This window comes from Methylobacterium gnaphalii (assembly GCF_007992215.1).
GTDB lineage: Bacteria > Pseudomonadota > Alphaproteobacteria > Rhizobiales > Beijerinckiaceae > Methylobacterium > Methylobacterium gnaphalii.
Genome location: NZ_BJZV01000002.1, coordinates 85547 through 110631, shown reverse-complemented (window position 1 = coordinate 110631; position 25085 = coordinate 85547). Strand labels below are relative to the sequence as shown.

Below are 25085 nucleotides of genomic sequence, written 5' to 3'. Positions count from 1 at the left end.
CACCGTCAACCGCGCAGACGGCCGTCATGGATCGCCGAGGCGACGAGCGCCCCCGCAGCGCCGAGCGACTGCAGAGTCTCGATATCCTCCGGCCCGCGCACGCCGCCGGCCGCATAGACCGCCGAGCCGCCCGCTGCGCTTATGACCCGGGTGAGCGCTGCGACATCGGGCCCGCTACCGGCTCCAACGCTCGCCAAGCTCATCACGATGATGTCGCGGGGCCAGCACGATGGGTCGTCGTGCAGTTCACGCGGCCCCAGCATTTCGCCGCGCCGGCTGTCGAGGGAGAGTACCGCACGGTCGCCGAGCGCGCGGACAAGACCTGAATCGACCTGACTCTCGCTCCCGAGCACCGGCCGCCCGAGACCTTCGGCGAGAAAGGCCCCGACGGCCGGCATCGACGAAAACCCCGCGTCGAGCCAGAGCCACGCGGTGGGGCAGGCCGCCTGGATCGCACGCAGGCTCGTGAGGTCGGGCGCGCTATGGTCCACGATGGCATCGAGATCGGCGACGTAGAGAACCTCCGCCGGACAGGCCGCGAGCAACCCGCGAGCGATGTCTGCGGGTGCCGACCCGCTGGCCAAAGGGGTACGGATCGGGGCATAGGCGTCGCGGTCGCCCGCACGCGCTCGCACGACGAGGCCGCCGCGCAAGTCGATCACCGGGATCACCCGGAACGTCATCCGTCCACCGTTTCAGCGAGCCGCCCGTGAGCCAGTCCCGGCACGACCCATTAGCTCCGACGGTGGGGTGGGATCTCGGCGGGGTGCATGTCAAGGCGGCTCTCGTCGAAGGCGGCCGGGTGCGGGAGGCGGTGCAGGCGCCGTGCAAACTCTGGCGCGGCATCCCGGCTCTCGACGAGACCTTCTCGCAACTCCCCGATTGGGCGCGCGGGGGAGCCCATCACGCCGTCACCATGACCGGCGAGCTGACCGATTGCTTCCGAGACCGCACCGACGGCGTCGCACAGCTTGCAGCCTGGGCCGCCACAAATCTGAAAGGCACCGTGCGGATCTATGCCGGCCGCGCCGGCTACGTCGCGCCGGACGCCGCCGAGGGTCACGCCGCCGACATCGCCTCCGCGAACTGGCACGCCACCGCTGCCCTGGTTGGGCGATACCTCGGCAGCGCGCTCCTCGTCGATATCGGCTCGACCACCTCCGATCTGATCCCGGTTGTCGACGGACGGCCCGCGGCCTCCGGCTACAGCGACGCCGAGCGTCTGGAGACGGGCGAACTCGTCTATTCCGGCGTCGTACGGACCGCGCTGCCGGCGCTTGCCACGCATGCGCCCTGGCGCGGCCGGCGCACCGCCTTGATGGCCGAGGCTTTTGCCACCACCGCCGACATCTACCGGCTGCTCGGAGAGCTGCCTGAAGGGGCCGACCAGCAGCACAGCGCCGATCTCAAGGGGAAATCCATCGCGGAATCGGAGACGCGCCTTGCCCGGATCATCGGCCGAGACCATGGGGAAGGATCGTCCGCGCAATGGCGGGCATTGGCAGCGTGGTTCGCGGAGGCGCAGCTGCGTCCGCTCCACGACGCGGCCGCGATGCTCCTGTCACGGGCAGACCTCCCGGAGGATGCGCCGCTCGTCGTCTGCGGCGCCGGTGCCTTCCTGGCCGAGCGTCTCGCCTACCGGCTCGGTCGCCGCTGTCTCGCCTTCACCGATGTCATCGCCGATGGTTTGACCGATCGCGATGCCGATTGGGTCTCGACCTGCGGCCCGGCCGTGGCGGTAGCTCTGATCGCCTGAGGCGGCATGCCGAACCCGTAAGACGTCAGTGTAGGCGGCGACCTTTCCTCTCCTGTCCTCGGACGACGAGGTTACCCCCAGCCGAAAGACCGCTCGGCACGCGCTGCATGGCCGTAGGTGGTGCTCCGCCTACGGCGTTTTGCAGGACAGCACTCCCGCGGCTTCGACGACGCTGAGCGCCTGGCCGCGGACATCCGGTGTCACGCCCGGCTGGTCGGCGACGGCTGCAGCCTCCCGTGCCAGCACCCGGTCGCAGGCGCAGGACGCGTAGCCGGCGGCGTCGTAACAGGCGTCGTGGCGCATGCAGGCGGCATCGAGCTGGTCCGTCGGCGGCAGGCCTTCGCCACGTTGGCCGGCGCCGCAATAGTTGCCGTGGAACAGTTCCTTGCCCGCCAGCACGTTGCCGAGATTTTTGCGCGGCTGCGGTACCTGGTTCGCGCTGCCGGCATTGAGATCGTTGGCTGGGCCGCCAGCCTTCGTTCCGGAACTGCGAAGCGCCTTCGGGATCGTAGAACGCGGCCCCGGCTCGGACAGGCTCTCCGCGCTGCGCGTATTCGGATCGGACAGATCGGGCAAGGGTGGCGGAGGACCGGGAACCGGCTCCTCCTGCACGGGCGCGGGCGTGGGAACGGGGGGAGGCTCCTCGGTTTGCGCCAGCGCAGTCGAGGCTGCGAGCAGCAGGGTGAGGGCGAGTATGGATTTGCGAGGGATCACGATGGCGGCATCCGGTTGAACAGCACCAGAAAGCGCCGGCTCGACAATACGGTTCCGCTTGTGCTTTGCGGATATCATCCCGCGGCGAACCCGCCTCGATTGTCAGACATCCGCCAAAGGGGCCTCGCGCATGAGCGCTGCCAAGAAACTCATCCGCATCCTGGCCGCCCGCAGCGGCGAGGCCATCGAACTCGCCTTCGCCACGGCTGACGGCAACACCGTCAAGGTGCTGGCGAGCGAGGATCAGATCGATCGGCTGGTCGACGAGCTGGAGGATCTCCTGAACTCGCCGGCGGATGAGGATTGAAGGACACGGCGCTATCGCAAAAAGTCGCCGAAAGCCCGTGGACCGTCCGGCACCGCGATCTTGCCGGTCACCTTCAGCGTTGCGGCGTCGATCACGCTGAGTGTGTTGTCGCCCCAATTGGCGACGTAGAGCGTCTTGCCATCCCTTGATGCAGCGATGCCCTCGGGGTGGTCCTCGACGTCGAGGCTGCCGGCCGGCTTGAGGTCGGCGAGGGTGAAGGCGGTGACACTGTTCGAATATTGGTCGGTGACGAATCCACGACCACCGGCCAGCGCTACCACATAGGGCCTGTCCCCCGTCGCGATGCGGCCAACCTCGCGGTGGCCGGGCACGTCGATCACGGACACGTCGTTCGAGGTTACATTGGCCGTGTAGGCTCGGCTGCCATCCGCCGACAGCGTCAGGCCGAACGGATGCTGGCCCACCGCGACGACGTGCGCCTCCTTCGCCGTAGCGAGATCGACCACCGAGACCGTATCCGCCTCCCGGTTCGCCACCAGCAGGGTCCCGCCGTCCGGCGTGACGGCGAGCCCGGAGGGCGACTTACCGACGGCAATCTCCCCGGTCTGCGTCAGGCCATCAGCCGAGGGCTCCAGCACGACGACGCGGCTCGCATACCAATCGGCGACGTAGACCGCGCCGGTCTTCGGGTTGACAGCGATGCCGAGGGGGCCGCCATGCACCGCGACGCTCGCAGTGACCCGGCGTTGGTCGAGGTCGATCACCGCAACCGACTGTCCCTCGGGCCGCGTGACATAGGCCGTCTTGCGATCCGGCGAGAGGGCGATCCCGGCGGGCGCGCCATCGACCGCGATGTGGGCGATCACCTTGCCCGCGCCGAGATCTACGACGGCGACCTCGTTCGCGAGCTGCGCGGTGACGTAGGCCTCCTGCGCCGAGGACGGCGCGACCGCTGCCAGCAACAGGGCGGCAAGACAGAAAGGGCCGGCTTTAGGCCGGCCCTTCCAAGACATCAGCCCGTGGGCGTGCCGCCTCACGAACCCTTCTCGACCTTGGCCTTCAGGTTGTCGAGGCTGGCGCGGTAGAGACCGAGCACGGCCTTCTTGGAGGCTTCGTCGTTCAGTTCGGGCGGCGGATCGTTGTTCATGTAGCCGCGGTAGAAGGCGCCCTTCCAGGTAACCTTGGTCTTGCCGCCTTCATCCTCGACCTCGATGGTCGAAGAGTAGTCGTTCACCGGCAACGTCTTCACGTCGACCTTGTTGATCCGGTACATGAAGGTCTTCTTGGCGGCATCGTACTTGGCGAGCTCTTCCTCGACCGTGGCGCCGCCCTTGAGCGTCAGCGTGCGGGTCGCCTTGACCTCGTTACCGCCCTTGCCCTCGGTCTTCTCGACCACCGGGATCCAGCTGCCATCCTGGAAATTGCCGACCACGGCCCAGACCTTGTCGGCCGGCGCGTTAATCTCGACCTGTTCCGACACCTTCTGTCGGCTCGGGCCATGGGCCTGAGCGGCGAACGACACCGTGGCCAGCAGCGCCACCGCGGCCGTCGTGACATATCTCATCGTCATCGTCTCTCCCTTATGCACCGCCACGACGGCGGCGGTCGTTGTCTTCGGCTCCGACCGACGCCTCATCCCATCAAGAGGCGCTCTTCTCAAGCTGCGCCTTGAGATTGGCGAGGCTCTTTTGAACCCAGGCTTTCACGGCCTTCTCGGAGTTCTCGTCGTTCAGCTCCGGCGGCGGGTCGTTGTTCATGTAGCCGCGGTAGAACGCGGCCTTCCACTCGACCTTCGCCTTGCCGTCACCCTCGGCCTCGACGGTGACGTTCGACGAGAAGTCGTTCACCGGCAGGTCGGACACATCGATCTTGTCGATGAAATAGCCGAACAGCATTCGGTCGGGCTTGTAGTTGGTGCCTTCCTCTTCGACCGAATGGCCGTTCTTGAGGGTCAGCGTGCGCTTCGACTTGCCCGGATCGTCGCCATGCGCCTCGGTCTTGGCGACATTCTCGACCCAGTTGGAATCCTTGAAGTTGCCGACGACCGCCCAGACCTTGTCGGCGGGCGCGTTGATCTCGATGGACTCGCTGATCTTTCGCCGGGTCGGGCCGTGGGCCTGGGCCGTGACCGCGAGAACGCTCGCGGTGGCGAGAGCCGCCGCAGCCGTCAGGGTTCGTCTGGTCGTCTTACGCATCGATTGTCTGCTCCGTCTGCCGCCTCACGCGGCGGGTTCGGCTCGTGGGAGAACACGCTCGCTGCGGCCGAGCGCGGCGGCGACCTTGTCCTCGATCCAGTCCCAGGCCTCGCGCTCGGCGGGCCCGGCCGTCTTTGAAATGGCGATGGCGTGGTAGGCCATCTCGGTCAGGATCTTCTCAGGCTCCAGCATCTTGAGGCGCGTCGACAGGATTGCCGCCTCCAGTACCGCGGCCTGCGCCCGGTTGTAGCCGAGGAAGGGTTTGTGAGCCGCCGCATGCAGCATTCGGCCGCGGTAGCGCGGGCGCTGCGCATCGTCGTCCTTGTCGATTACCTCGAACTCGGCATGGCCGAAGCAAGAGGCCAGCCGCCTGCCGCGGATTTTCTCGCAATCGACGACCGGCCAGTCGCGCCGCCCCGTCACCACTCCGGCGATGACGCGCACGTCGGTCGGGGCCGAGGCCGCGAAGAAGGGTGAGGCCTCGAGGTTCAGGATGGTCGGCGAGGGCCGGAACGGGGCCAGTACGTAATCGTCGCCCTCGCGGATCAGCCCGAACGGTACGAGGTGCAGCTCGCCTTCCGGCGACAGTGTGGTGACGATGGTCTCGAGGATGAACGGCACGCTGTCTCAGGCCTCGTCCGGCACGAATTGGCCGCAGATGACGCGGCCCTTGGGTCGCTCGGCGGCGGGCGTCGCGTCGCGGGTACCCGGCGGCGGCGCGTCGGGACCGCTATGCTTGGTGTGGCCGGCCTTCTTGAACGCGGTGGTATCTTCCTTTTCGCGATCGGCGGCGCAGCCCCAGTCCAGCGGCTCGTCCTGGACGTAGCGCTTGCCGAGGCGGAACGCGGTCTCGGCCTTGGCGAGTTCGCCGCCGAGATAGAAGGCATGTGCACCGTCGCTGGCGACGTCCAAGTCCGGAAAGAAAGCCATCGCGTCGGTGCCGACCTTGTGGATCGCGCGGTTGTAGACGTGAATGCCGTCCTCGGTGACCGCGACGCGGTAATTGGGATCGCGAACCTCGGCCGCCAGTGCGGCGATTTCGTCCGGCGTCTGGGCGAAAGGTCGTTTGTCGTGAAGCGCCAGGAGTTCGCGGCCATAGCCCTTGGGCAGGGCGGAATCGGCCTTGGCCGCGAACATTACGCGACGCGCCGCGTCATGCTCCTCCACCGTGCGGCGGGTATGGTTGGAGACCTGCACGATCAGCACGTTGCGGATCGACAACTCCGAACACATGCCGGCGAGCAGCGCGGTGACGCCGAGACTGTCGGCCTCGGTCAGCTCGGTGAGATTGCCGGTGCCCATCATCATCTCGATGTCGGGCCAGCGCTTGCGAACGTCGTTATAGCGGGCGATCGACTCGACGAAGCCGAAATGGATCGGCTCCAGGATCGGGTCTGCCATGTAAGGTAGCCCGGCTTTCTCCATCCGCTCGATGGCGCGGTCGAGGGAGGGCGTGTCGTCCGGCCGCATCGGCACCAGCACCGGCACCGCGCCGATCTCGAAGGCGAGGTCGAGAGTCTCCTCGTTGAGGCTGAGCAGGTAATCCGCGCCGGCCTTCGCGCCCCGTGTGAGCTCGTCGAGCGAGAAGGAATCGACGCTGACGGTCAGACCCGCGCGCTTCATCTCTCGAACGGCGTCTTCGAGATGCGGGAAGGGCGTATCCGGCAATCCACCGAGATCGATCACGTCCGAGCCACGGCGGGCGAGGTCGAGGCCCTTCGCCACGATCTGGTCGACGCTCATCTTCGAGGCATCGACGATCTCGGAGAAGATGCGCAGGTCATGCCGCGACAGATCGACCTTGCGGCCTGCCAAGCCAAGAAAGGCCGGCAAATCGACGATCTCGTCGGGCCCGCGCTCGACGGGCAGCTTGAAATGCTCTGCCAGGGCCGCTGGATTGGCCCGGCAGCGGCCCGGCAGCACGATGCGCGTCGCGCCTTCGGGGATGGTGATGCGACGCTTGATGATCTCTTCCGTCATCAGCGCGGCGACCTTCACGCCCGCATCAGCGATCGACCAGGTAAAGCGATCGGCCGGCAGGGTGTTGGCAACCTTTTCCAGCCGGGCATGCGCCAGCTTGCCGGTGATGAAGACGATGTGGTCGCGCGGGCTGTCGGAGGCGCCGCTCATGCCGCGGCCTCCTGCGGTCCGGATGCGGGTTCTGGCCCGCGCAGCGCGATCGCGCCTCGGAATGAGCGCGCGAAGCCCGGAAATGCCCGGTCGACCAACCCCAATCGTGCGAGTTCATCCGGCGGGGTGTCGACGGGGCAGGGCGCCGACTTGATCAGGATGCAGCGTTCGGCACCGAGCGCCGTCGCCAGCCAGAGCGCGAGGCTGTCGGAGGTGACGTCCCAACGCTCGGGAAGGTCGGGATGCCCCTGCCGCAGGGCGACGGGATCCCAGAGGCAGACGCCGTCCCGCGCGGCTGCGTCCTCGACGCTGCGGACCATCGCCAGCCGAGGCTCGATCTCTGCAAACACCTCGGCCATCCGGCCCATCGCGTCGAGGGCCAGCCGGTGAGCGAGGGCATCCGAATAGCCAAGCTTCGCCTGCGAGGCGCGCACGGCATCGGCGAACGGCCCGCCGCCGGGCACGATCACCGCGCGCCCCTCAGCGCCCTCGGCCAGGGAGGCGAGCACAGCGCGCAGACGGGGCGGGCTGGAGACGAGACTGCCTCCGATCTTGACGACGCTCAGGGAACTTGCGGCTGCCATTGTCACGCGGCGTCGCGCCGGCCGAGGGCGCGTAGGGCTTCCAGCGCGGCATTCACTCTGAGCGGGTCGAGCGCATTGCGGCGGTCGCCGTTGCGGCAGAGGCCGCCGCGAAATCCGAGATAGCCCGGCGCGTGGGCAGCGAGCGCCGGAATGTCGTCTACATCGAGCGAGCCCGCGAGCCCCGAGAGCAAACCGTGCGCATGGCACGCTGCAACGAAGGCGGCGAGGTCGTCCGGGAGCAGCAGGTCGCCGAGGCGACGTCCATCCTTCGATCGCGTGTCGATCATCGCCCCGCGAAAGCCGGCGGCGGCGAGGCGCGGCACGATATTCAGCCCGAAGACGTCGCCCGCGAACAACACGCCGATCAACCGCCCGCCTGCGGCCTCGGCCGCCTCCGCGAGGGCGGCATCGGGATGCTCGGAGCGCACGGCGACCTTTACGTAGTCGACGCCCGTGCTCGCCATGGCGGCGACGCAGGGAGCGAGCGCGGAGGCAGTGTCCGGCTCACCGGCCACGGCGCTGGTCGTGACCGAGGCGCCGACACGGGCAACGATGGCACGCACCGCATCGACCGGCAGGGCGCCGAGTGCCCCATTCGCCGGGTCCTTGGCATCCACCAGATCGGCGCCAGCCGCGCAGGCGAGGGAGGCTTCGTCGGCATCGCGCACGCTGACGAGGAGCTGGGGGCGGCTGGTGGATGGCTTGGGCACGGGACGCATCAAAACTCGGGGATCGCGAGCCGGCCGCCTCGCCGTTCAGGAGGCGTTCGGCAGCGGCTCCGCCAGCAGGCGGTTCTTGACCACCGAGCGCGCGGCATGCGCCCAGTCGTCGTCGGAATTCGCGTTTATCACGACGATGCCCTTCCGCACGACCTTTCCGGATGCAACCTCGGTGATCGTCACCGAGAGGTTGAAGAGCTGCGGCCCGCCTTTCTCGGCCACGGTCGTGACCGCGTAATCCGCGCCGAGCGCCTTGGCGATGTCTGGCACGCACCCGTTGCACTTGAACAGCGGCGCCTGCTTCTTGATCTCCTCGGACTGCGGGACGAGGTCGACGCTCTCGAGCTTGCCCTTGTCCACCAGGGTCTTGCGCAGCTCGTCCGTGATCAGGTCGAGACGCTTCAGCACGGCCGGCGGCGGCTTGCGGCCATAGGGCAGCATGGGGTCGTCGAGTTCAGCGGTGAAGACCGCGGCCTTCCGTCCGGCCTCCGCGCTCGCTGCGGCGGGAAGCAGCGGCACCATCGCGACGGCAGCCAGCGCGAGACGGCGAAACGCGCGCATCGGGCGCTGGGTCATGAGGGGTGCCCTTTCATCACGCACGAGGGACGGCTCGCGCTTGCCTTGCGTAAGGTCGGGCGCGACGGTCATTTGGCAACTGCGCGCTCGCTGGCTCCTGCTCGCGGCAGCCGGATTTATGGCGGTGCAACCGCACCCGCCTCGCGCTGCGAGCTTAGACAATCCTTATACTTCAACCGTTGAGCGGCATGCCGAGATGTTGTTAGCGTCCGCCGGCATGCGTTTTCCTGCCCTTCGCCTCTTCGCCCTGCCCATCGCCGTCGCCGCTCTCATCGGCGGCTCACCGGGGCTCATGGCGCAGGAGCCAAAGGCCGAGATCGGCGAGTCGGCGCCCGGCTCCCTGCCCGCGCAGCAGCCGGCGACGATGCCGGCCAGCGAGACGCATATCGCCTTCCTCTACCGCCCGGTGCCGGCACCCTCCTCCTACGATGCGGAGGCGGACCCTGAGGATCTCGGCGTCGCCGGCGCGCGCATGGCGGTGAAGGACAACAACTCCACGGGCCGCTTCACCAAGCAGACCTATACCCTCGACGAGGTTGCGCTGGAGGAGGGCAAGAGCGCCGTCGACGCCGCGAAGGAACTCGCCGGCAAGGGCGTGAAGTACTTCGTGGTCGCCTTGCCTTCCGCCGAACTGCTGGCGGTCGCCGATGCGCTGAAGGACGACGGCGTGGCCGTGTTCAATGCCGGTGCGCCGGACGATTCCCTGCGTGGCGCCGATTGCCGCATCAACGTCTTCCACACCATTCCGAGCCGCGCGATGCAGACCGATGCGATCGCGCAATACATGACCCTGATGCGCTGGCGGAAGATCTTCCTGATCGTCGGCCCGAGCGAACGCGACAAGGCCTATGCCGAGGCGATGAAGAACTCGGCGCGCAAGTTCGGGCTGAAGATCACCGCGGAGAAGCCCTGGACCTTCGGCCCGCTGATGAAGGCGCGCGGAGACACGCCGACCCGGGCCGAGGCGATGATCTTCACCCGCGGCATCGACTACGACATGGCGGTCGTCGCCGATGAGGAGCAGGATTGGGGCGAGTACGTCCCGTACCGCACCGTCGATCCGCGGCCGATCGCCGGCACAGCCGGACTGGTGGCGACCACCTGGCATCCGACGCTGGAGACCTGGGGCGCGGCCCAGGCGCAGAACCGTTTCCGCCGACTCTCCGGCCGGCTGATGCGCCCGCTTGATTACCAGGCCTGGGCCGGCGTGCGCAGCGTCGGCGAGGCGGCCACGCAGAAGAAGACGACCGAGGCGGCGACGCTCGTCCCCTACCTGGTCGATCCAGCCTTCAACCTGCCCGCCTACAAAGGTGTCTCGCTGAGCTACCGGCCCTGGGACCACCAGCTGCGCCAGCCGATCATCGTGGTTCAGCCGAAGGCGATGGTGTCGGTGGCACCCGAGCAGGGCTTCATCCATCAGCGCACACCGCTCGACACGCTCGGCACGGACCAGCCCGAGACGACGTGCAAGTTCAAGTAACCGAGCCGTGTGATGCGGCAATGAAGCGCTGCCCTCGCAGGCGAACGCGGCCCATAGCCGATGTCCGTTCGGTCGAAATGCGCTAGATCATGTCGTGCTTCGACGGGATCCGTTGAAACACAGAAAAACATGATCGATTCAAAGAGTTAGAGCAGGCTTTCAGCGAAAAACCGTTTCCACTTTTTCGCAGCCTGCTCTAGATCGCCGAGGCGAATGCGCGAAACAGCGCGCGCGACAGGGAGGATGCTGATGGGCCACCGCTGGAAGGCGAGCGTGAGCGTTGTGGTGCTCGCCGGAGCCTGGCTCGGACTCGCGAGCGGCGCGGAGGCGTTCACGGCCTACGTGACCAACGAGAAGGGTAACTCCGTCTCGGTCATCGACACCACGACCATGGCCGTCACCGCCACCTGGAAGGTGGGCCGCCGCCCGCGCGGCGTCACGCTCTCGAAGGACGACAAGGAGCTCTTCGTCTGCGCCAGCGACGACGACCGCATCGACGTCCTGGACACGGCCACCGGCAAGGTCACCCGCTCCCTGCGCTCCGGGCCCGACCCGGAACAGTTCATCCTCGCGGCCTCCGGCAACCCGCTCTACGTCGCCAACGAGGACGACAGCCAGGTCACCATCATCGACATCGAGAAGAACAAGGTGCTGGCCGAGGTGCCGGTCGGGGTCGAGCCGGAGGGCATGGGCCTGTCGCCGGATGGCAAGGTTCTCGTGAACACCTCCGAGACCACCAACATGGCCCACTTCATCGACACCAAGACCTTCGAGGTGATCGACAACGTGCTCGTGGATGCCCGCCCGCGCTTCGCGGAGTTCTCGGGCGACGGCAAGATGCTCTGGGTCTCCGCCGAGGTCGGCGGCACGGTTTCGGTGATCGACGTTGCGACCCGGAAGGTCGTGAAGAAGGTGACTTTCAAGATTCCGAGCGTGAACGACGAGCAGATCCAGCCGGTCGGCGTGCGCCTGACCAAGGACGGCACGAAGGCCTTCGTCGCCCTCGGGCCGGCGAACCGCGTCGCCGTGGTGAACACCAAGACCTACGAGGTCGAGAAATACCTGCCGGTCGGCCAGCGCGTCTGGCAGCTCGCCTTCACGCCGGACGAGAAGCAACTCTACACCACGAACGGCACCTCGAACGACGTCTCGGTCATCGACGTCGAGAGCCTGAAGGTCGTGAAGAGCATCCCGACGGGATTGCTGCCCTGGGGCGTCGCGATCTCGAAGAAGTAGGTTCCACCCACCACGCTTATCCTAAGACGCCCGCGGCCTCGAACGAGGGCTCCAGGGTTCGCGGCGGCTACCGGAGCCCTTCTTCGAGGCTTCCGCTTCGCTCCGGCACCTCCCGACGAGGGGCTCGGGCCGGATTGAGACCCATACGGATCGGACCGCCGGAAAACGGCGGCAGGAGGAGACGGTATGAAACTCTGGACACTCGCCACAGCGCTCGGCAGCGCGCTGCTGTTTGCGGCGCCCGCCAGCGCGCTCGACCTCACCAAGAAGCGCCAGAACCTGCCCGACCTCGTCCTCGGCAACGAGGAAGGCAACGACTTCGTGGTCGAGAACAAGGACATCGAGCTGGAGGCCGGAAAGGCCTACCGGCTGCGGATCGTCGCCAAGGGGCGACAGGAGTACAAGTTCTACGCGCCGGAATTCTTCCGGAACATCTGGTTCAACCAGATCGTCATCGAGCACAAGGAGATCCATGGCGGCGGCCCGCCGGATCACCTCGAATTCGATGATCCGGGCGAGATTGCCATCGAGTTCGTGGCCATCAGGCCTGGCGAGTACAAGTGGTACTCGCAGGGGCTGGAGGCCAAGGGCCTGACCGGCACGATTTCGGTGAAGTGATGCCTGCAGTTCATGATCTGGATGCTCGACCCGCTTCCCTCTCCCCTGATGGGAAGAGGGTTTTGGCCGGCGCGCTCCTTCTCGGTGCCCTCGCCACGCCGGCCTTCGCCGACGACAAGGCCGATTGCGCTGCTGGCATCACCATGATCCAGGGCGAGCTCGCCAAGAATCCAGCCGAGCCGGTCCTCGCCAAGCTCAAGCGCGCGTTGAAGAACGCTGAGCGCGAGCAGCGGGAGGGCGAGTTCGACGAGTGCATGGATGCCGTCGGCGACGCCAAGCGGGCACTGAAATGACCGCGGACCCGCGCGAAGGCGCTGCCCTCGACATCGCCAATGTCAGCCACAATTTCGGCCAGCGCGCGGCTCTGTCGAACGTCTCGCTGCGGGTCGAGCGCGGCAGCTTCACCGCTCTGCTTGGACCGAACGGCGCCGGCAAGACGACGCTCTTCTCCGTCGTCACGCGGCTCTACAACAACCAGCACGGCCGGGTCTCGATCCTCGGCCATCCCCTCGACCGCGAGCCGTCACGCGCACTGGCCCGGCTCGGCGTGGTCTTCCAGGCCCGCACGCTGGATACGGATCTCACCGTCGCGCAGAACCTGTTTTACCACGCAAGCCTGCACGGTATCGCGCGCCGCGCAGCGCGCGACCGGATCGACGTGCTCCTGAACCGCGTCGGCCTTGCCGACAGGCGCAACGACAAGATCCGCACCCTCTCGGGCGGCCAGTCGCGCCGCATCGAGATCGCCCGCTCGCTGATCCACGAGCCGCGCCTGCTGCTGCTCGATGAGCCCACCGTCGGCCTCGATCTCGAATCCCGCGCCGACATCGTCGGCATCGTGCGGGCGCTGGTGCGGGAGGAGGGGCTCTCGGTGCTCTGGGCGACCCACATCTTCGAGGAAATCTCGCCCGAGGACGACGTCGTGGTGCTTCACAGGGGGCAGGTCGTGGCACGCGGGCTTGCCGGCGGCATCGGGGAGGCGGGCGAGAGCCTGGAGACCACGTTCCGCCGCCTCGTCGCCGAACCCACCAAGGGTGCATCGAGGGCCGCCGCATGAGCCATCCTCTCGAAGCTGCCGCGCCGGTCGCGGCCCCGGCACGCGACGCCCGGCCCGCGCCGCATCTGGGCCGGCTCGATTTCGTGGGCTACCTGCGGGCGCTCGGCGGCATCGTCCGGCGCGAATTGCTGCGCTTCTTCAATCAGAAGGAGCGGTTCTTCTCCGCGCTGGTGCGCCCGCTGGTCTGGCTCTTCATCTTCGCGGCGGGCTTTCGCAACACGCTCGGCGTCTCGATCACGCCCCCATACGAGACCTACGTGCTCTACGAGGTCTACGTGGTGCCGGGGCTGGCCGTGATGATCCAGCTCTTCAACGGCATGCAGTCCTCGCTCTCGATGGTCTACGACCGTGAGGTCGGCTCGATGAAGGTGCTGCTGACCTCGCCTTATCCGCGCTGGACGCTGCTCCTCGCCAAGCTCGTGGCCGGTGTCTCGGTCTCGATCGTCCAGGCCTACGCCTTCCTCGCGGTCGCCTGGTTCTGGGAGACCGATATCCCGCCGCTCGGCTACCTGACGGCGCTGCCGGCCTTCATTGCAGCGGGCCTGATGCTCGGTGCCATCGGCCTGTTCCTGTCCTCGTTGGTGCGCCAGCTCGAGAACTTCGCCAGCGTGATGAACTTCGTGATCTTCCCGATGTTCTTTGCCTCTTCTGCCCTATATCCGCTCTGGCGGATCCGGGAATCCAGCGAGACGCTGTACTGGATCTGCGAGGCCAACCCGTTCACGCACGCGGTCGAGTTGGTGCGCTTCGCCCTCTACGCGAAGTTCGAGCCGCTCGCCTGCGCCGTCGTCCTCGGGACCGGCCTCGTCTTCTTCACCCTTGCCGTCGTCGCTTACGATCCCGGCCGCGGCATCATGGCCCGGCGCGGCGGTCCGGCAGGCGCGGCGAGCTGAGCCTCGATGAGGATAACCGCATGATCCGTCCGACCCTCGCCGCCGGCCTCGCCCTGATGGCCCTTGCCGCGCCGGCCCTCGCGCAGCCCAAAGCCGATCCCGACTGGCCCTGTGCCCAGCGCAAGGTGTCGACCCTTGGCTACGGCTCGTTCTGGACCGGTCCCGACATCCAGGCCGCAGGAGAGTGGGGCAATGACCGCGAGGCGGCGCAATTCGCCCGCAAGCTCGCCTCGCGACGCACCGAGCTCAGCGACGTCGACGGGCTGATCGACGATTTCATCAAGGACATCAAAGACAAAGACGAGAGGGAGAAGCGCCTCACCCGCGTCTTCGCCGGGGTGTTCGAGGTTCTCAATGGCGAGCGCAACGCCGTCGTTGCGGGCATCGTCCGGTACGCGCAGGGCCAGCAGCGCCTTGCCCAGCGGATCCGCGACGAGGCCGACAAGATCAGCGAAACCCGAGAGGGACCGGCCGAGGACGCCACCAAGGTCGCGACCAAGGAGGCGACCGACCTCGAAAACAGCTTCAACTGGGATCGCCGGATCTTCGAGGAGCGCAACCGCTCGGTCACCTATGTCTGCGAGGTGCCGACCCTGCTGGAACAGCGCCTCGGTGAGATCGCCCGGAAGATCCAGGCGAAACTCTAGCACGACGAACAACCGAGATTTTTGACGCGTGCCGAATGCGCTGCAGCGACTCGGCACGCGTCATTTTTCGCGTCTTCACCGAACCATCGGGCGAAGATCTGAGCCGTCGTGCGTGCAGTGGAATGGATTGCCAAATGCTCCCGAAATAACTGCCGGATTATCCCTAAGTCACTGAATTCGTTTAGAAATATGTTGCTTGAGCGCCACGCATCGCGGCCATCGCCGACGAAGGCACTCCTTCCGGCCTGAAAACGTCGTCCAGGCAATTGCTGAGCTTCACGTCCCCGTGAACAGTCCCGGCACACCCCGAATACGGGGGCGCCACATAAGAAGGGGCTGGGAAAAATGACGATGCGTGTGCTGCGAGGCAGCCTCATTGCTTCGGTCGCGCTACTGCCGGGAGCAGGCTTCGCACAGGAAACGGCTGCGCTCGACGAGATCAGCGTCGTGGCGACGACGCCCGTCGGCGCGTCGAGCGGTTCGGGCTATGGCCGCCGCGGCGCCGCCTCCGGGCCGTTCGGGGATCAGACCGGACGACCGGTGGAGCCGCGCCTGCGTGCCGGCGCGCTGCCGCTCTACAAGATTCCCAGCACAGTCGAGACGGTCACCGCTGCCGAGATCGAGCGTGATACCGGCACCTTCAACGCGGTGGCGACGCTTGCCCGCATCACGCCGGGACTGAACCTCTCGGACTCGCAAGGCAACAACAACCGCGTCGACGTGAACTACCGCGGCTTCACCGCCTCGCCGGTCCAGGGCATCGCTCAGGGCCTCGCCGTCTATCAGAACGGCGTGCGCATCAACGAGGCTTTCGGCGACACTGTCCAGTTCGACCTGATCCCGCCCTCGGCGATCCAGCGCATCGACATCGTCACCGGCAACCCGATCTTCGGCCTCAACGCGCTCGGTGGCGCCGTGAACATCCAGATGAAGAACGGCTTCACCTGGCAGGGCACCGAACTCACCGTGTTGGGCGGTTCGGACGCCCGCATTGGCGGCAACCTGGAATACGGCAAGCAGATCGGGGACTGGAGCTTCTACTTCAACGGCGACGGGCTGAACGATCGCGGCTGGCGCTACCAGAGCCCGAGCACCATCGGCCGCATCTACACCGACCTCGGCTACCGCACGCAGGACTCGGAGTTCCACATCATCGGCCAGTTCGCGCGCACCTATTTCGGTGCCGCCGCCGCAGCGCCGGTCGACTTCACCCGTGTCGATCCGCGCGCGATCTTCACCTACCCGCAGACCACGACGACCGAGATGGGTACGCTTCAGGTCACAGGCCGCGTTGATCTCTCGCCGACCTGGGATCTGTCCGGCAACGCCTATTTCCGCCGCTTCAGCAACCAGTACGTCGACGGCAACGATGCCGAATTCGAGAACTGCAGCACCCGCTCGAACTTCCGTGGCCGTCTCTGCTTCGAGGATGACGGCTTCGAGCGGGCACCCGGCCAGACTGATGCCCAGTTCCGCAACCAGTTCCTGATGCTCGGCCGCGGCACCCCGGCGAACGGCATCCCGTTCACGGCTGGCGTCCCCTACGGCACGCTCGACGTGACCAAGACCGAGGCCACCGGCTACGGTGGCTCGCTGCAGGCGGCCAACCGCGACCGTGTCTTCGGCTTCGGCAACAGCTTCGTCGTCGGCGGCAGCATCGACGTGGCCGATTACTCGTTCAAGTCATCGAGCACGCTCGGCGTGATCAATCCAGACCTCTCGGTGACCACGAACCCGAACAACCCGACCTACGGCAACATTCCGGGCCTCGGCACGGAGTTCCTCCGCACGGCCGCCGCGCTCGGCATCGCTCCGAGTTCGGTGATCGGTTCGTCGCTGTCGATGGGCCTGTATGTCTCGGACACGATCGACCTGACCGACCGCCTGTCCCTCACGGCTGGCGCGCGCCTGAACTTCTCGCGTGTGTCGGCAGTGGACCAGACCGGGTTCTCGCCCGACGTCACGGGCACCCACTACTTCACGAAGATCAACCCGGTCGCGGGCCTGACCTATCGCCTGAACCCCGGCCTGTCGCTCTACGGCGGCTATTCGGAATCCAACCGCACGCCCACGCCGCTCGAGCTCGCTTGCTCGAACCCGGACCGGCCCTGCCTGCTGCCGAACTCCCTCGTGGCCGATCCTCCGCTCAAGCAGGTCACCGCGCAGAACTACGAGGTCGGTATTCGCGGCTCGATCCCGAACTTCTACGACGGCGGCGTGCTGTCTTATAAGATCGGCGCGTTCCGCAACGATCTGGCCAACGATATCCTGCAGCTCTCCACCCCAGGGAACGCGGCCCGAGGATACTACGTCAACGTGCCAGCAACGCGGCGCGAGGGCATCGAGATCGCGGGTGAGTACAGCCGCGGCGATCTCTCGGTCTATGCCAACTACGCTCTGATCAACCCGACCTTCCGGTTCAATGGCGAGTTGTCATCGCCCAACAACCCTCTGACTGACGAGGGTGAAGATCCGATCATCGTGCGTCCGGGCAACCAGATCCCGCTGATCCCGAACCACCAGTTCAAGGTTGGCTTCGACTATATGGTTCTCCCCGGCTGGCGCGTCGGCATGAACCTGCAGGCCTTCTCGTCCTCCTACTATCGCGGCGACGAAGGCAATCAGCTGCCGAAGCTTCCCGCGTACTATGTGCTTGGTTTGAACACGAGCTACCAGGTCACGAAGAACCTCCAGGTCTTCGGTCTCATCACCAACCTGACCAACAACAAGTACGCGAATTTCGGGACGTTCTTTGAGCCAGGTCTCGTCGCCGGCCGCTACCCGGTCAACGACTACCGGACGACGACCTTGGCTCAGCCGCTCTCGATCTACGCCGGTCTCCGCTACCGCTTCGGCGACGATCCGGTTCCGATGGAAGAGCCGGTCATCCGCAAGTACTGAAGCGGACAATCATCACATCCAAGCGGCGCGGCTCTCCGGAGCTGCGCCGTTTTCTTTTGGCCGAAGGAGCGCAGAAGGAGCGCAGAAAGACGCCAGTCATCTGTCCTAACGTCCCGAATTTCCTACAGCCCATTGCCAAATGCTCCCGGCGACGTTACGCAATCGCAACGAGGTCGGGGCCGAGCGCCGCAGCATCAGGCTGCATTGAGGGCGCCGCCTCGACCGTTTCTCTTATGTGGGCCGCCTGGCGGCCATCTTTTTCAGGAGTGATCGACCCATGGCATTCAAACTCACCAGCGCCGCTTTTCTCGCCGCCATCGTCACCGTCGGCGCGGCGGCTCCGCTCGCCGCCGCCCCGGCCATGACAAAGGTCGACATCGCTGCCTTCGACCCGGACAAGGACGGCACGATCGACGCCAAGGAGGTCGAGACCGCCGCTGCCGCCGCCTTCGCCAAGCTCGAGAAGGACAAAGACGGCACCCTCGACGCCAAGGAACTCGAAGGCCGCCTGACCGCCGCCGATCTCAAGAAGGCAGACCCCGACAACGACGGCACCCTCGACCAGAAGGAATACGTCGCTTTGGCGTTGGGCCTGTTCAAGGCCGCCGACCCCGACAACGACGGCACCGTCGATGCGCGAGAGCTGTCGAGCCCGGCCGGCTCGGCCCTGGTGCAGGTGATCCGCTGAATCAAGCCTCAAGCCGGCAGGGGACAGTCACCAGAGCACTGAGCCGCAGAAGCGGCCGACCATTCCCGCCAGGCTGCGAGAGGGGCGCGGATCTCAGGATCCGCGCCCCTTTTCGCATTCTTGGGCAGACGGAGCAGGCCAGGACGTCGCGGCCCCGGAACATCCTCTTCGCGGCGATACTTCCCGCCCGAGATCCGCCCGCTGCGAGCGGGCGAACTGGAGGAGAATCCTGACCGATGCGTATCGCGATCGCCGTTCCCGTCGCCCTATCAGCCCTGCTCGCCGGCAGCCTGCCGGCCTTTGCCATCTCCTGTAAGGAGGAGATCGCGACGATCGAGCGGCGGCTGAACTCGTCCGGTGCGGCTGAGGTGACCAAGAAGGAGCCGCCAGGCGGCACGACCTCTTCGGACTCGGCGAAGGCCCTAGACAAGCCTCCATCCGGCAAGCCGTCAGATCCCGCCGTCCAGCCGAGCGCCGCCGGCGTCGAGGAAGCCCGCAAGCTGATCGATACCGCCAGGTCTCAGGAGAAGGCGGGCCAGGAGCAGGCCTGCCAGGACACCATGACCAAGGCGAAGCAGAAGGCCGGCGCTCTGCCGTAGAACCGGCTCGAACCGGTGGTGAGGGGAGGGCTGCACGGGATGCCGTCGCAGCCCTTCGCCGTTCAGTAGGCGTTCTCGGTCTTCATCAGTGCGAAGGGCGTCGTCGCGAGGATCTGGATGTCGAGCAGGATCGACCAGTTCTCGATGTAGTAGAGGTCGTGCTCGACGCGCCGCTGCAGTTTTTCCGAGGTATCGGTCTCGCCGCGCCAACCGTTGATCTGCGCCCAGCCGGTGATGCCGGGCTTGACCTTGTGGCGAGCGAAGTAGCCGTCGACGACCTGGTCGTAGAGCGTGTTCGCGGCCTTGGCCTGGAGCGCGTGCGGCCGGGGACCGACGAGCGAGAGGTTACCCTTCAACACGTTGAAGAGCTGCGGCAACTCGTCGAGCGAGGTCTTGCGGATGAAGCGCCCGACCGGTGTCACGCGGGGGTCCCCCTTGGTGACGAGTTTCGCTGCACCTGCATCGCCTAGGTCGACATACATCGAGCGGAACTTGAAGACCTCGATGAGCTCATTGTTGAAGCCGTAACGCTTCTGCTTGAACAGCACCGGCCCCTTCGAGCCGAGCTTCACCGCAAGCGCGACGCCGAGCATCACCGGGGACAGGGCGATCAGCGCCAACGTGGCGACTACCTTGTCGAAGACGTTCTTGAGGATGACGTCCCAGTCGGCGAGCGGCTTGTCGAAAACGTCGAGCACCGGCACGGCGCCGAGGTAGGAATAGGCGCGCGGGCGCAGTCGCAGCTTTGTCGCGTGCGCCGAGAGCCGGATGTCGATCGGCAGCACCCAGAGCTTGGCGAGCATCTGCAGGATGCGCGTCTCGGCCGAGATCGGGATCGTGAAGACGATGAGATCGATGCGGGCCCGCCGCGCATAGGCGACGAGGTCGTTGACGTTGCCAAGCTTTGGATGGCCCGCGACGACGTCGGTCGAACGGTTGTCGCCGCGGTCGTCGAACACGCCGACGATGCGGATGCTGCTGTCGGCCGAGGCCTCGAGCGAGCGGATCAGCTCCTCCGCAGCCGGGCCGCCGCCGACGATGGCCGTGCGGCGATCGAACAAGCCCTTGCGCATTTGCACGCTGGTGAACACGAACAGCGCCACGCGGCCGAGGATCAGCAGGCCGAGGCCTCCGGCGTAGAAGCTCGCCAGCCAGACCCGCGAGTAATGGTCGGCGACCTTGGCGAGCACCATGGCGGTCGCCACGACCAGGAAGGCAAGGGACCAGCCGAATGCGATCTTTGCGATCGTCTTTGCGAGGCTGCGGAAGGCAGCGATCCGGTAGCAGCCACCCATCTGGAAGGCCGCGCCCGCGAGGCCGGCAATCGCGAGGATGGCCACGACGTAGGGCCAGCCGAGCGGCACGACGCCGCGGAGGGTGATCTCCTGAATGGCGAAGCCCAGCACGACGAGCGACAGGATCTCGAGGCCGCGCACGCATCCCGCGAGCACCACGGGCGTAAGGGTCGGACCCTTCAGTACCGGCGCCAGCGCTTCGGCCGGCGGCTGGGCCGAGGCCGGCGGCCCCGACGCGAGGGCGCCCTGATCCTCGGGGTTGCCTTGCTTGGCGATGCCGGGCGCACCTGCCGCGTCGAGCAGATCACGAACTCCGAAAGCACTCATCGCGGACATCCAGGCTCAATCGCGGAATGGTCGGCGCCGGTTCGCGAACCGAGCGCGCCGACGTTCTCGAAAGGTTGAATGCGGTCCGCCGCATCAGGCGGATTTCGGCGCAGTGGCGCGGGCCACTGCGGAGGAGGGCATGGCGGCGCTTCGCGCAGCGAAGGCCGCGGCGTAGCCCGAGAGCACGTCGGCCCCCATGCGGGTCATGGAGAAACGTGCTTGGACGAAGTCGCTCAAGGCGGCGCAACGGGCATCGCGCGCCTCCGGCGGTTCGTCGAAGATCTTGGCGATTGCGCCACTCAGGGCGCCGGCATCCCGGGGCGGAACCAGCTCGAAGGCGCTCGGCCCGAAGATTTCGGGGATGCCACCGACATTCGTCGCCACGAGCGGCTGTCCGGCAGCGGCTGCCTCCAGCACGACATAGGGCAGCGATTCCGCCAGCGATGGCACCACCATCAGCCGTCCGCGCGCGAGAACGGGGCGAATGGGCTGCGGCGGCTCGAAGGTCACGGCCTCGGCGAGGCCGAGCCGCGCGGCATATGCCTGCAGCGACTCGGCATCCGGGCCCGAACCCACCATGAGGAGCCGCAAGGCGCGGCCCTGGTTGCGCAGCATCGCCAGCGCATCGAGGAGCCAGGGGATACCCTTCGCCTCCCGCAGCTCACCGATATAGACGAGATCGTACCGGTCGGCGGCTGGAGCGATCGGCACGAATTCGGCCTCACCGATCCCGTTATGGACGATGCGCATCTGGCATTTTGGCTCGCCGACGAAGGTACGGTGGCGCGCAGCCACGTATTCGCTCTCGAACAGGAACACGTCGGTCCGGCGGGCGAGAACGCCTTCCGCCGCCATGTAGCCGCGGTGGGACAGGCTCCCGGGCCGATAATTGTAGCTGCCGCCATGCGGGGTGTAGGCGCGGATCGGGCCTGGCACGCCGTCATCGCCCCGCACCGGCGCGAGCCGGGCATAGACGCCGCCCTTGGCGCCGTGGCCGTGCAACACGCCGGCGCGGACGCGCTCGGCCACATCCCGGACGCTCATCATCGCCGAGAGGTCGGAGGGGTGGGGGTTGCGCCGCATGGGGACCCGGGTCGCGCCGAGCGCCAGGCACGGCAGAAGGTCGCGTAGGGCCTCCTCGGCGCGGGACCCACCAGTCGTCGAGTCGCAGACGATGCCGACGCGGTGCCCCGCCGCGCTCTGGAGGCGTGCCAGATCGACGACGTGCCGAAACAGGCCGCCGATCGGGGCACGGAAGACGTGCAGGATCCGAAGCGGCTGAGCGGCTTCCTGCGGACGAACGGACGCAACCACGGCGAGACCCCTCAATGGACGGCCAGCGGCCAGCCCGAGAGTTCTGGGGCACGAGGTGTGGGATAGCGGTTAAAGCAGCCGCAGCAATGGCCGCCCTACGCCTTTCCGGCACGATCTTTCCGAGAGCACGGTAAGCGGCCGGCTAACGCGGTCCGCGGCTTTCGAGCGAGCCTCCGCCATCGGTGCGCCGCACAAAAAAATCTGCCGGCGAAGCACCACTCTGAGCGCTGTCAAGAATGGTTCGACGTCGAATGGCTTCTAGCTTGGCCATTCTGCGAAGGAGACAGTGATGAGCGCGCGAACCGCATCCAAAGTCATTCGGAAGGGCCGGCTCCTCTGGGTCGCCCCACGCAGAGCCTTGCCGGCGAGCCCGCCGCTTCCGACGGGGCACACCGATGCGCTGCCCGTGAAACCACTGACGGCCGCCGATCTCATCGCGATGGCGCGGGCGGCCCGCATACCCCGACCGGTCTCGGGCGAGCCGGCGGCGCGCGATCTGGGCGGCCGCCGGATCGTGTCCGAGCCGTGAGGAGCGCCGTCCTCAGACGTCGAGGTTCGCCACGCTCAGCGCATTCTCCTGGATGAACTCACGCCGCGGCTCGACGATGTCGCCCATCAACTTCACGAACAGGTCGTCGGCGTCCTGGGTGTCCTTGATCTTCACCTGCAGCAGCGAGCGCGTCTCGCGGTCCAGCGTCGTCTCGAAGAGCTGGTGAGGGTTCATCTCGCCGAGACCCTTGTAGCGCTGCAGCTGCAGGCCCTTGCGCCCGAAGGCCATGATGGTCTCGAACAGCCCGACAGGGCCGTGCAGCACCTGCTCGTCGCCCTTGCGAGCGAGGGTGACCGGCTCGTGGTAGATCTCACGCAGCGCCGGCGCGCGAGAGTGCAGCCGGCGAGCCTCCTGCGAGGAGACCAGCGGCGCATCGAGAGTCGAGACCTGGCGCACGCCGCGCAGCGTCCGGCTGAAGGCGTAGCCGCCCTCGCTGGCCTCGCCGACCCAGCCACGCTCGATATCCTCGGCGATCCGGTCGAGGCGCTTGGCAACGATGTCGGCCAGGGCCTCCGCCTCGCCGGTATTCTCGGCGATCTCCGGCGACAGGGCGCCCGCCAGCACGGTCTGCTCGACGACCGCACGGTCGTAGCGGGTGTGCAGCCCCTGCAGGGTGGTGCGGAAGGCGCGGGCCTCCTCGACGAGCACCTTCAGCTGGTCGCCGCCGAACTCGGTGCCAGAGGCGAGCCGCAGCACGGCGCCCTCGACCCCCTGGTCGATCAGGTAGTCTTCGAGCGCGCGCTCGTCCTTGAGATAGATCACCTTGCGGCCGCGCTCGGCTTTGTAGAGCGGCGGCTGCGCGATGTAGAGGTGACCGCGCTCGATCAACTCCGGCATCTGGCGGAAGAAGAAGGTCAGCAGCAGCGTGCGGATGTGCGAGCCATCGACGTCGGCGTCCGTCATGATGATGATGCGGTGGTAGCGCAGCTTCTCCGCATTGAAGCCCTCGCGGTCGGTCGAGGACCGGCCGATGCCGGCGCCGAGCGCAGTGATCAGCGTGCCGATCTCGGCCGAGGACAGCATCCGGTCGGCGCGCACGCGCTCGACGTTCAGGATCTTTCCGCGCAGCGGCAGAACGGCCTGGAAGGTGCGGTCGCGGCCCTGCTTGGCCGAGCCGCCGGCCGAGTCGCCCTCGACCAGCAGGATCTCGCACTTGGTGGGATCGCGCTCCTGACAATCGGCGAGCTTGCCGGGCAGCGAGGCGATGTCGAGCGCGCCCTTGCGGGTGATGGTCTCACGCGCCTTGCGGGCCGCCTCGCGCGCGGCTGCGGCGAGCACGACTTTCGCCATCACCGACTTGGCCTGCGACGGGTTCTCTTCCAGCCAGGTCGCGAGACCCTGGTTCACGATGTTCTCGACCGCCGGACGCACCTCGGACGAGACCAGCTTGTCCTTGGTCTGCGAGGAGAATTTTGGATCCGGGACCTGCACGGAGATGATCGCGGTCAGGCCCTCGCGGCAATCGTCGCCGGTGAGGGAGACCTTCTCCCTCTTCGAGACCCCGGAGGAATCCGCGTAGCTGGTGAGCTGACGCGTCAGCGCCGCGCGGAACCCCGCCATGTGGGTGCCGCCGTCGCGCTGCGGGATGTTGTTGGTGAAGGGCAGCACGGTCTCGTTGAACGAATCGTTCCACCACAGGGCGCATTCGACCCGGATGCCGTCGCGCTCGCCGGTCACCATCAGCGGCTTGGTGACGCCCTCGATCGGTTTGCGCGAGCGGTCGAGGTAGCGCACGAAGGCCTCGACGCCGCCCTCGTACCAGAGCTCCTCGCGCTTGTGCTCGGCGTGCCGGGCATCGGTGAGGACGATGCGCACGCCGGAATTCAGGAAGGCGAGCTCGCGCAGCCGCTTCTCCAGCGTGGCGTAGTCGAACTCGACCATCGAGAAGGTGTCGGTCGAGGCCAGGAACGAGACCTCGGTGCCGCGGCGTCCGTTTCCGGGACCGACCACAGCGAGCGGCGCCACGGCCTCGCCGTGACGGAACTCCATCGTGTACTCCTGGTCATTGCGCCAGATGCGCAGGCGCAGCCATTGCGAGAGCGCGTTGACCACGGACACGCCGACGCCGTGCAGGCCGCCGGAGACCTTGTAGGAGTTCTGGTCGAACTTACCGCCGGCATGGAGCTGGGTCATGATGACCTCGGCCGCCGACACGCCCTCTTCCTTGTGGATGTCGACCGGGATGCCGCGGCCATTGTCCGAGACCGTGACCGAGCCGTCGGCGTTAAGGGTCACCGTGACGAGGTCGGCATGGCCGGCGAGGGCCTCGTCGATCGCGTTGTCGACGACCTCGTAGACCATGTGGTGCAGGCCCGACCCATCGTCGGTGTCGCCGATATACATTCCGGGGCGTTTGCGGACGGCGTCGAGGCCCTTGAGCACTCGGATCGACTCGGCGCCATACGCCTCGGCGCCGATGGAATTCTCGTTGTCGGACATGAACTTCCTCTAGCAGGCGAGGTGTTCGGTCAAAGGTGTTTTGGCCCGGCGACGTGAGGGGGTGCGTCGGGCGCGCGCCTGCGATGTGTGTGCTTGGCT

General features: G+C 66.9%; 26 protein-coding genes. 13 read left to right on the top strand and 13 right to left on the bottom strand.

Features of this window, described 5'->3' with window-relative positions; genetic code table 11:
* Window positions 1–5: 5 nt before the first annotated feature.
* A complete protein-coding gene (locus tag MGN01_RS02405) occupies window positions 6–683 on the bottom strand; it encodes a HisA/HisF-related TIM barrel protein (RefSeq protein ID WP_147044988.1) in 678 nt (225 codons plus the stop codon).
* A 26-nt stretch (window positions 684–709) separates the two neighbouring features.
* Here MGN01_RS02405 and MGN01_RS02400 point away from each other — a divergent pair, with 26 nt between their 5' ends.
* Window positions 710–1756, top strand: coding sequence for a hydantoinase/oxoprolinase family protein (locus tag MGN01_RS02400; protein ID WP_174804545.1), 1047 nt, complete (start codon window positions 710–712; stop codon window positions 1754–1756).
* Window positions 1757–1885: 129 nt separating this feature from the next.
* Here the strand turns inward: MGN01_RS02400 and MGN01_RS02395 are convergent, their stop codons facing one another.
* Complete coding sequence (locus tag MGN01_RS02395) at window positions 1886–2470, bottom strand: phospholipase A2 family protein (protein WP_238258097.1); 585 nt, start codon at window positions 2468–2470, stop codon at window positions 1886–1888.
* Between the two features lie 130 nt (window positions 2471–2600).
* On the opposite strand from MGN01_RS02395, the gene MGN01_RS23380 reads away from it, so the two are divergent.
* Window positions 2601–2777, top strand: coding sequence for a hypothetical protein (locus MGN01_RS23380; protein WP_170245823.1), 177 nt, complete (start codon window positions 2601–2603; stop codon window positions 2775–2777).
* Window positions 2778–2788: 11 nt separating this feature from the next.
* Here the strand turns inward: MGN01_RS23380 and MGN01_RS02390 are convergent, their stop codons facing one another.
* The 8 genes from MGN01_RS02390 to MGN01_RS02355 form a co-directional block, all read right to left on the bottom strand.
* Complete coding sequence (locus tag MGN01_RS02390) at window positions 2789–3751, bottom strand: YncE family protein (protein WP_147045259.1); 963 nt, start codon at window positions 3749–3751, stop codon at window positions 2789–2791.
* Between the two features lie 20 nt (window positions 3752–3771).
* Window positions 3772–4302, bottom strand: a complete 531-nt coding sequence (locus MGN01_RS02385) for an SRPBCC family protein (RefSeq protein WP_147045258.1) — start codon at window positions 4300–4302, stop codon at window positions 3772–3774.
* Window positions 4303–4378: 76 nt separating this feature from the next.
* Window positions 4379–4933: an SRPBCC family protein gene (locus MGN01_RS02380; RefSeq protein WP_147044987.1), complete on the bottom strand. Its 555-nt coding sequence runs from the start codon at window positions 4931–4933 to the stop codon at window positions 4379–4381.
* 24 nt (window positions 4934–4957) lie between these two features.
* Complete coding sequence (locus MGN01_RS02375; protein ID WP_147044986.1) at window positions 4958–5554, bottom strand: DUF447 domain-containing protein; 597 nt, start codon at window positions 5552–5554, stop codon at window positions 4958–4960.
* A 6-nt stretch (window positions 5555–5560) separates the two neighbouring features.
* Window positions 5561–7063: a DUF6513 domain-containing protein gene (locus MGN01_RS02370; protein ID WP_147044985.1), complete on the bottom strand. Its 1503-nt coding sequence runs from the start codon at window positions 7061–7063 to the stop codon at window positions 5561–5563.
* Window positions 7060–7647, bottom strand: a complete 588-nt coding sequence (locus MGN01_RS02365) for an amino acid kinase family protein (protein WP_147044984.1) — start codon at window positions 7645–7647, stop codon at window positions 7060–7062. Before MGN01_RS02365 ends, MGN01_RS02370 begins: the two co-directional genes overlap by 4 nt.
* A gap of 2 nt (window positions 7648–7649) precedes the next feature.
* On the bottom strand, window positions 7650–8366 hold the full coding sequence (locus MGN01_RS02360; RefSeq protein WP_147044983.1) for a (5-formylfuran-3-yl)methyl phosphate synthase: 717 nt from the start codon (window positions 8364–8366) through the stop codon (window positions 7650–7652).
* A gap of 36 nt (window positions 8367–8402) precedes the next feature.
* Complete coding sequence (locus MGN01_RS02355) at window positions 8403–8927, bottom strand: DUF3280 domain-containing protein (protein WP_147045257.1); 525 nt, start codon at window positions 8925–8927, stop codon at window positions 8403–8405.
* Window positions 8928–9159: 232 nt separating this feature from the next.
* Between MGN01_RS02355 and pedA1 the strand changes: the two genes are divergently transcribed.
* The 10 genes from pedA1 to MGN01_RS02305 all read left to right on the top strand — a co-directional run bounded on the left by pedA1 (window position 9160) and on the right by MGN01_RS02305 (window position 19061).
* A complete protein-coding gene (pedA1, locus tag MGN01_RS02350) occupies window positions 9160–10422 on the top strand; it encodes a lanthanide ABC transporter ABC transporter substrate-binding protein PedA1 (RefSeq protein ID WP_147044982.1) in 1263 nt (420 codons plus the stop codon).
* 249 nt (window positions 10423–10671) lie between these two features.
* On the top strand, window positions 10672–11658 hold the full coding sequence (locus tag MGN01_RS02345) for a YVTN family beta-propeller repeat protein (RefSeq protein ID WP_147044981.1): 987 nt from the start codon (window positions 10672–10674) through the stop codon (window positions 11656–11658).
* A gap of 186 nt (window positions 11659–11844) precedes the next feature.
* Window positions 11845–12276 (top strand): cupredoxin domain-containing protein, encoded by a 432-nt coding sequence (locus tag MGN01_RS02340; RefSeq protein WP_147044980.1) that lies wholly within the window; start codon window positions 11845–11847, stop codon window positions 12274–12276.
* Window positions 12276–12569 (top strand): hypothetical protein, encoded by a 294-nt coding sequence (locus tag MGN01_RS02335; RefSeq protein WP_373319222.1) that lies wholly within the window; start codon window positions 12276–12278, stop codon window positions 12567–12569. Before MGN01_RS02340 ends, MGN01_RS02335 begins: the two co-directional genes overlap by 1 nt.
* Entirely contained in the window at window positions 12566–13333 is a 768-nt protein-coding gene (gene pedB / locus MGN01_RS02330) for a lanthanide ABC transporter ATP-binding protein PedB/LutE (protein ID WP_147044978.1), read from the top strand. The genes MGN01_RS02335 and pedB overlap by 4 nt, the downstream gene beginning before the upstream one ends.
* A complete protein-coding gene (gene pedC, locus MGN01_RS02325) occupies window positions 13330–14226 on the top strand; it encodes a lanthanide ABC transporter permease protein PedC (RefSeq protein ID WP_147044977.1) in 897 nt (298 codons plus the stop codon). The genes pedB and pedC overlap by 4 nt, the downstream gene beginning before the upstream one ends.
* A 20-nt stretch (window positions 14227–14246) precedes the next feature.
* A complete protein-coding gene (locus tag MGN01_RS02320) occupies window positions 14247–14873 on the top strand; it encodes a hypothetical protein (protein ID WP_147044976.1) in 627 nt (208 codons plus the stop codon).
* Window positions 14874–15224: 351 nt separating this feature from the next.
* A complete protein-coding gene (locus MGN01_RS02315; protein ID WP_174804544.1) occupies window positions 15225–17774 on the top strand; it encodes a TonB-dependent receptor in 2550 nt (849 codons plus the stop codon).
* 277 nt (window positions 17775–18051) lie between these two features.
* Window positions 18052–18462 (top strand): lanmodulin LanM, encoded by a 411-nt coding sequence (lanM, locus tag MGN01_RS02310; RefSeq protein ID WP_147044974.1) that lies wholly within the window; start codon window positions 18052–18054, stop codon window positions 18460–18462.
* A 236-nt stretch (window positions 18463–18698) separates the two neighbouring features.
* A complete protein-coding gene (locus MGN01_RS02305; RefSeq protein WP_147044973.1) occupies window positions 18699–19061 on the top strand; it encodes a hypothetical protein in 363 nt (120 codons plus the stop codon).
* A gap of 62 nt (window positions 19062–19123) precedes the next feature.
* On the opposite strand, the gene MGN01_RS02300 is transcribed toward MGN01_RS02305, so the two are convergent.
* Together MGN01_RS02300 and MGN01_RS02295 are read right to left on the bottom strand one after the other, a co-directional pair.
* The gene (locus tag MGN01_RS02300; protein ID WP_147044972.1) at window positions 19124–20683 is read right to left on the bottom strand and encodes an undecaprenyl-phosphate glucose phosphotransferase; all 1560 of its coding nucleotides are present in this window, start codon (window positions 20681–20683) and stop codon (window positions 19124–19126) included.
* Window positions 20684–20776: 93 nt separating this feature from the next.
* Window positions 20777–21997 (bottom strand): glycosyltransferase family 4 protein, encoded by a 1221-nt coding sequence (locus MGN01_RS02295; protein ID WP_174804543.1) that lies wholly within the window; start codon window positions 21995–21997, stop codon window positions 20777–20779.
* 289 nt (window positions 21998–22286) lie between these two features.
* Here MGN01_RS02295 and MGN01_RS02290 point away from each other — a divergent pair, with 289 nt between their 5' ends.
* Window positions 22287–22526 (top strand): hypothetical protein, encoded by a 240-nt coding sequence (locus tag MGN01_RS02290; protein WP_147044970.1) that lies wholly within the window; start codon window positions 22287–22289, stop codon window positions 22524–22526.
* 12 nt (window positions 22527–22538) lie between these two features.
* On the opposite strand, the gene gyrB is transcribed toward MGN01_RS02290, so the two are convergent.
* Complete coding sequence (gene gyrB / locus MGN01_RS02285; protein ID WP_147044969.1) at window positions 22539–24986, bottom strand: DNA topoisomerase (ATP-hydrolyzing) subunit B; 2448 nt, start codon at window positions 24984–24986, stop codon at window positions 22539–22541.
* Window positions 24987–25085: the final 99 nt, after the last annotated feature.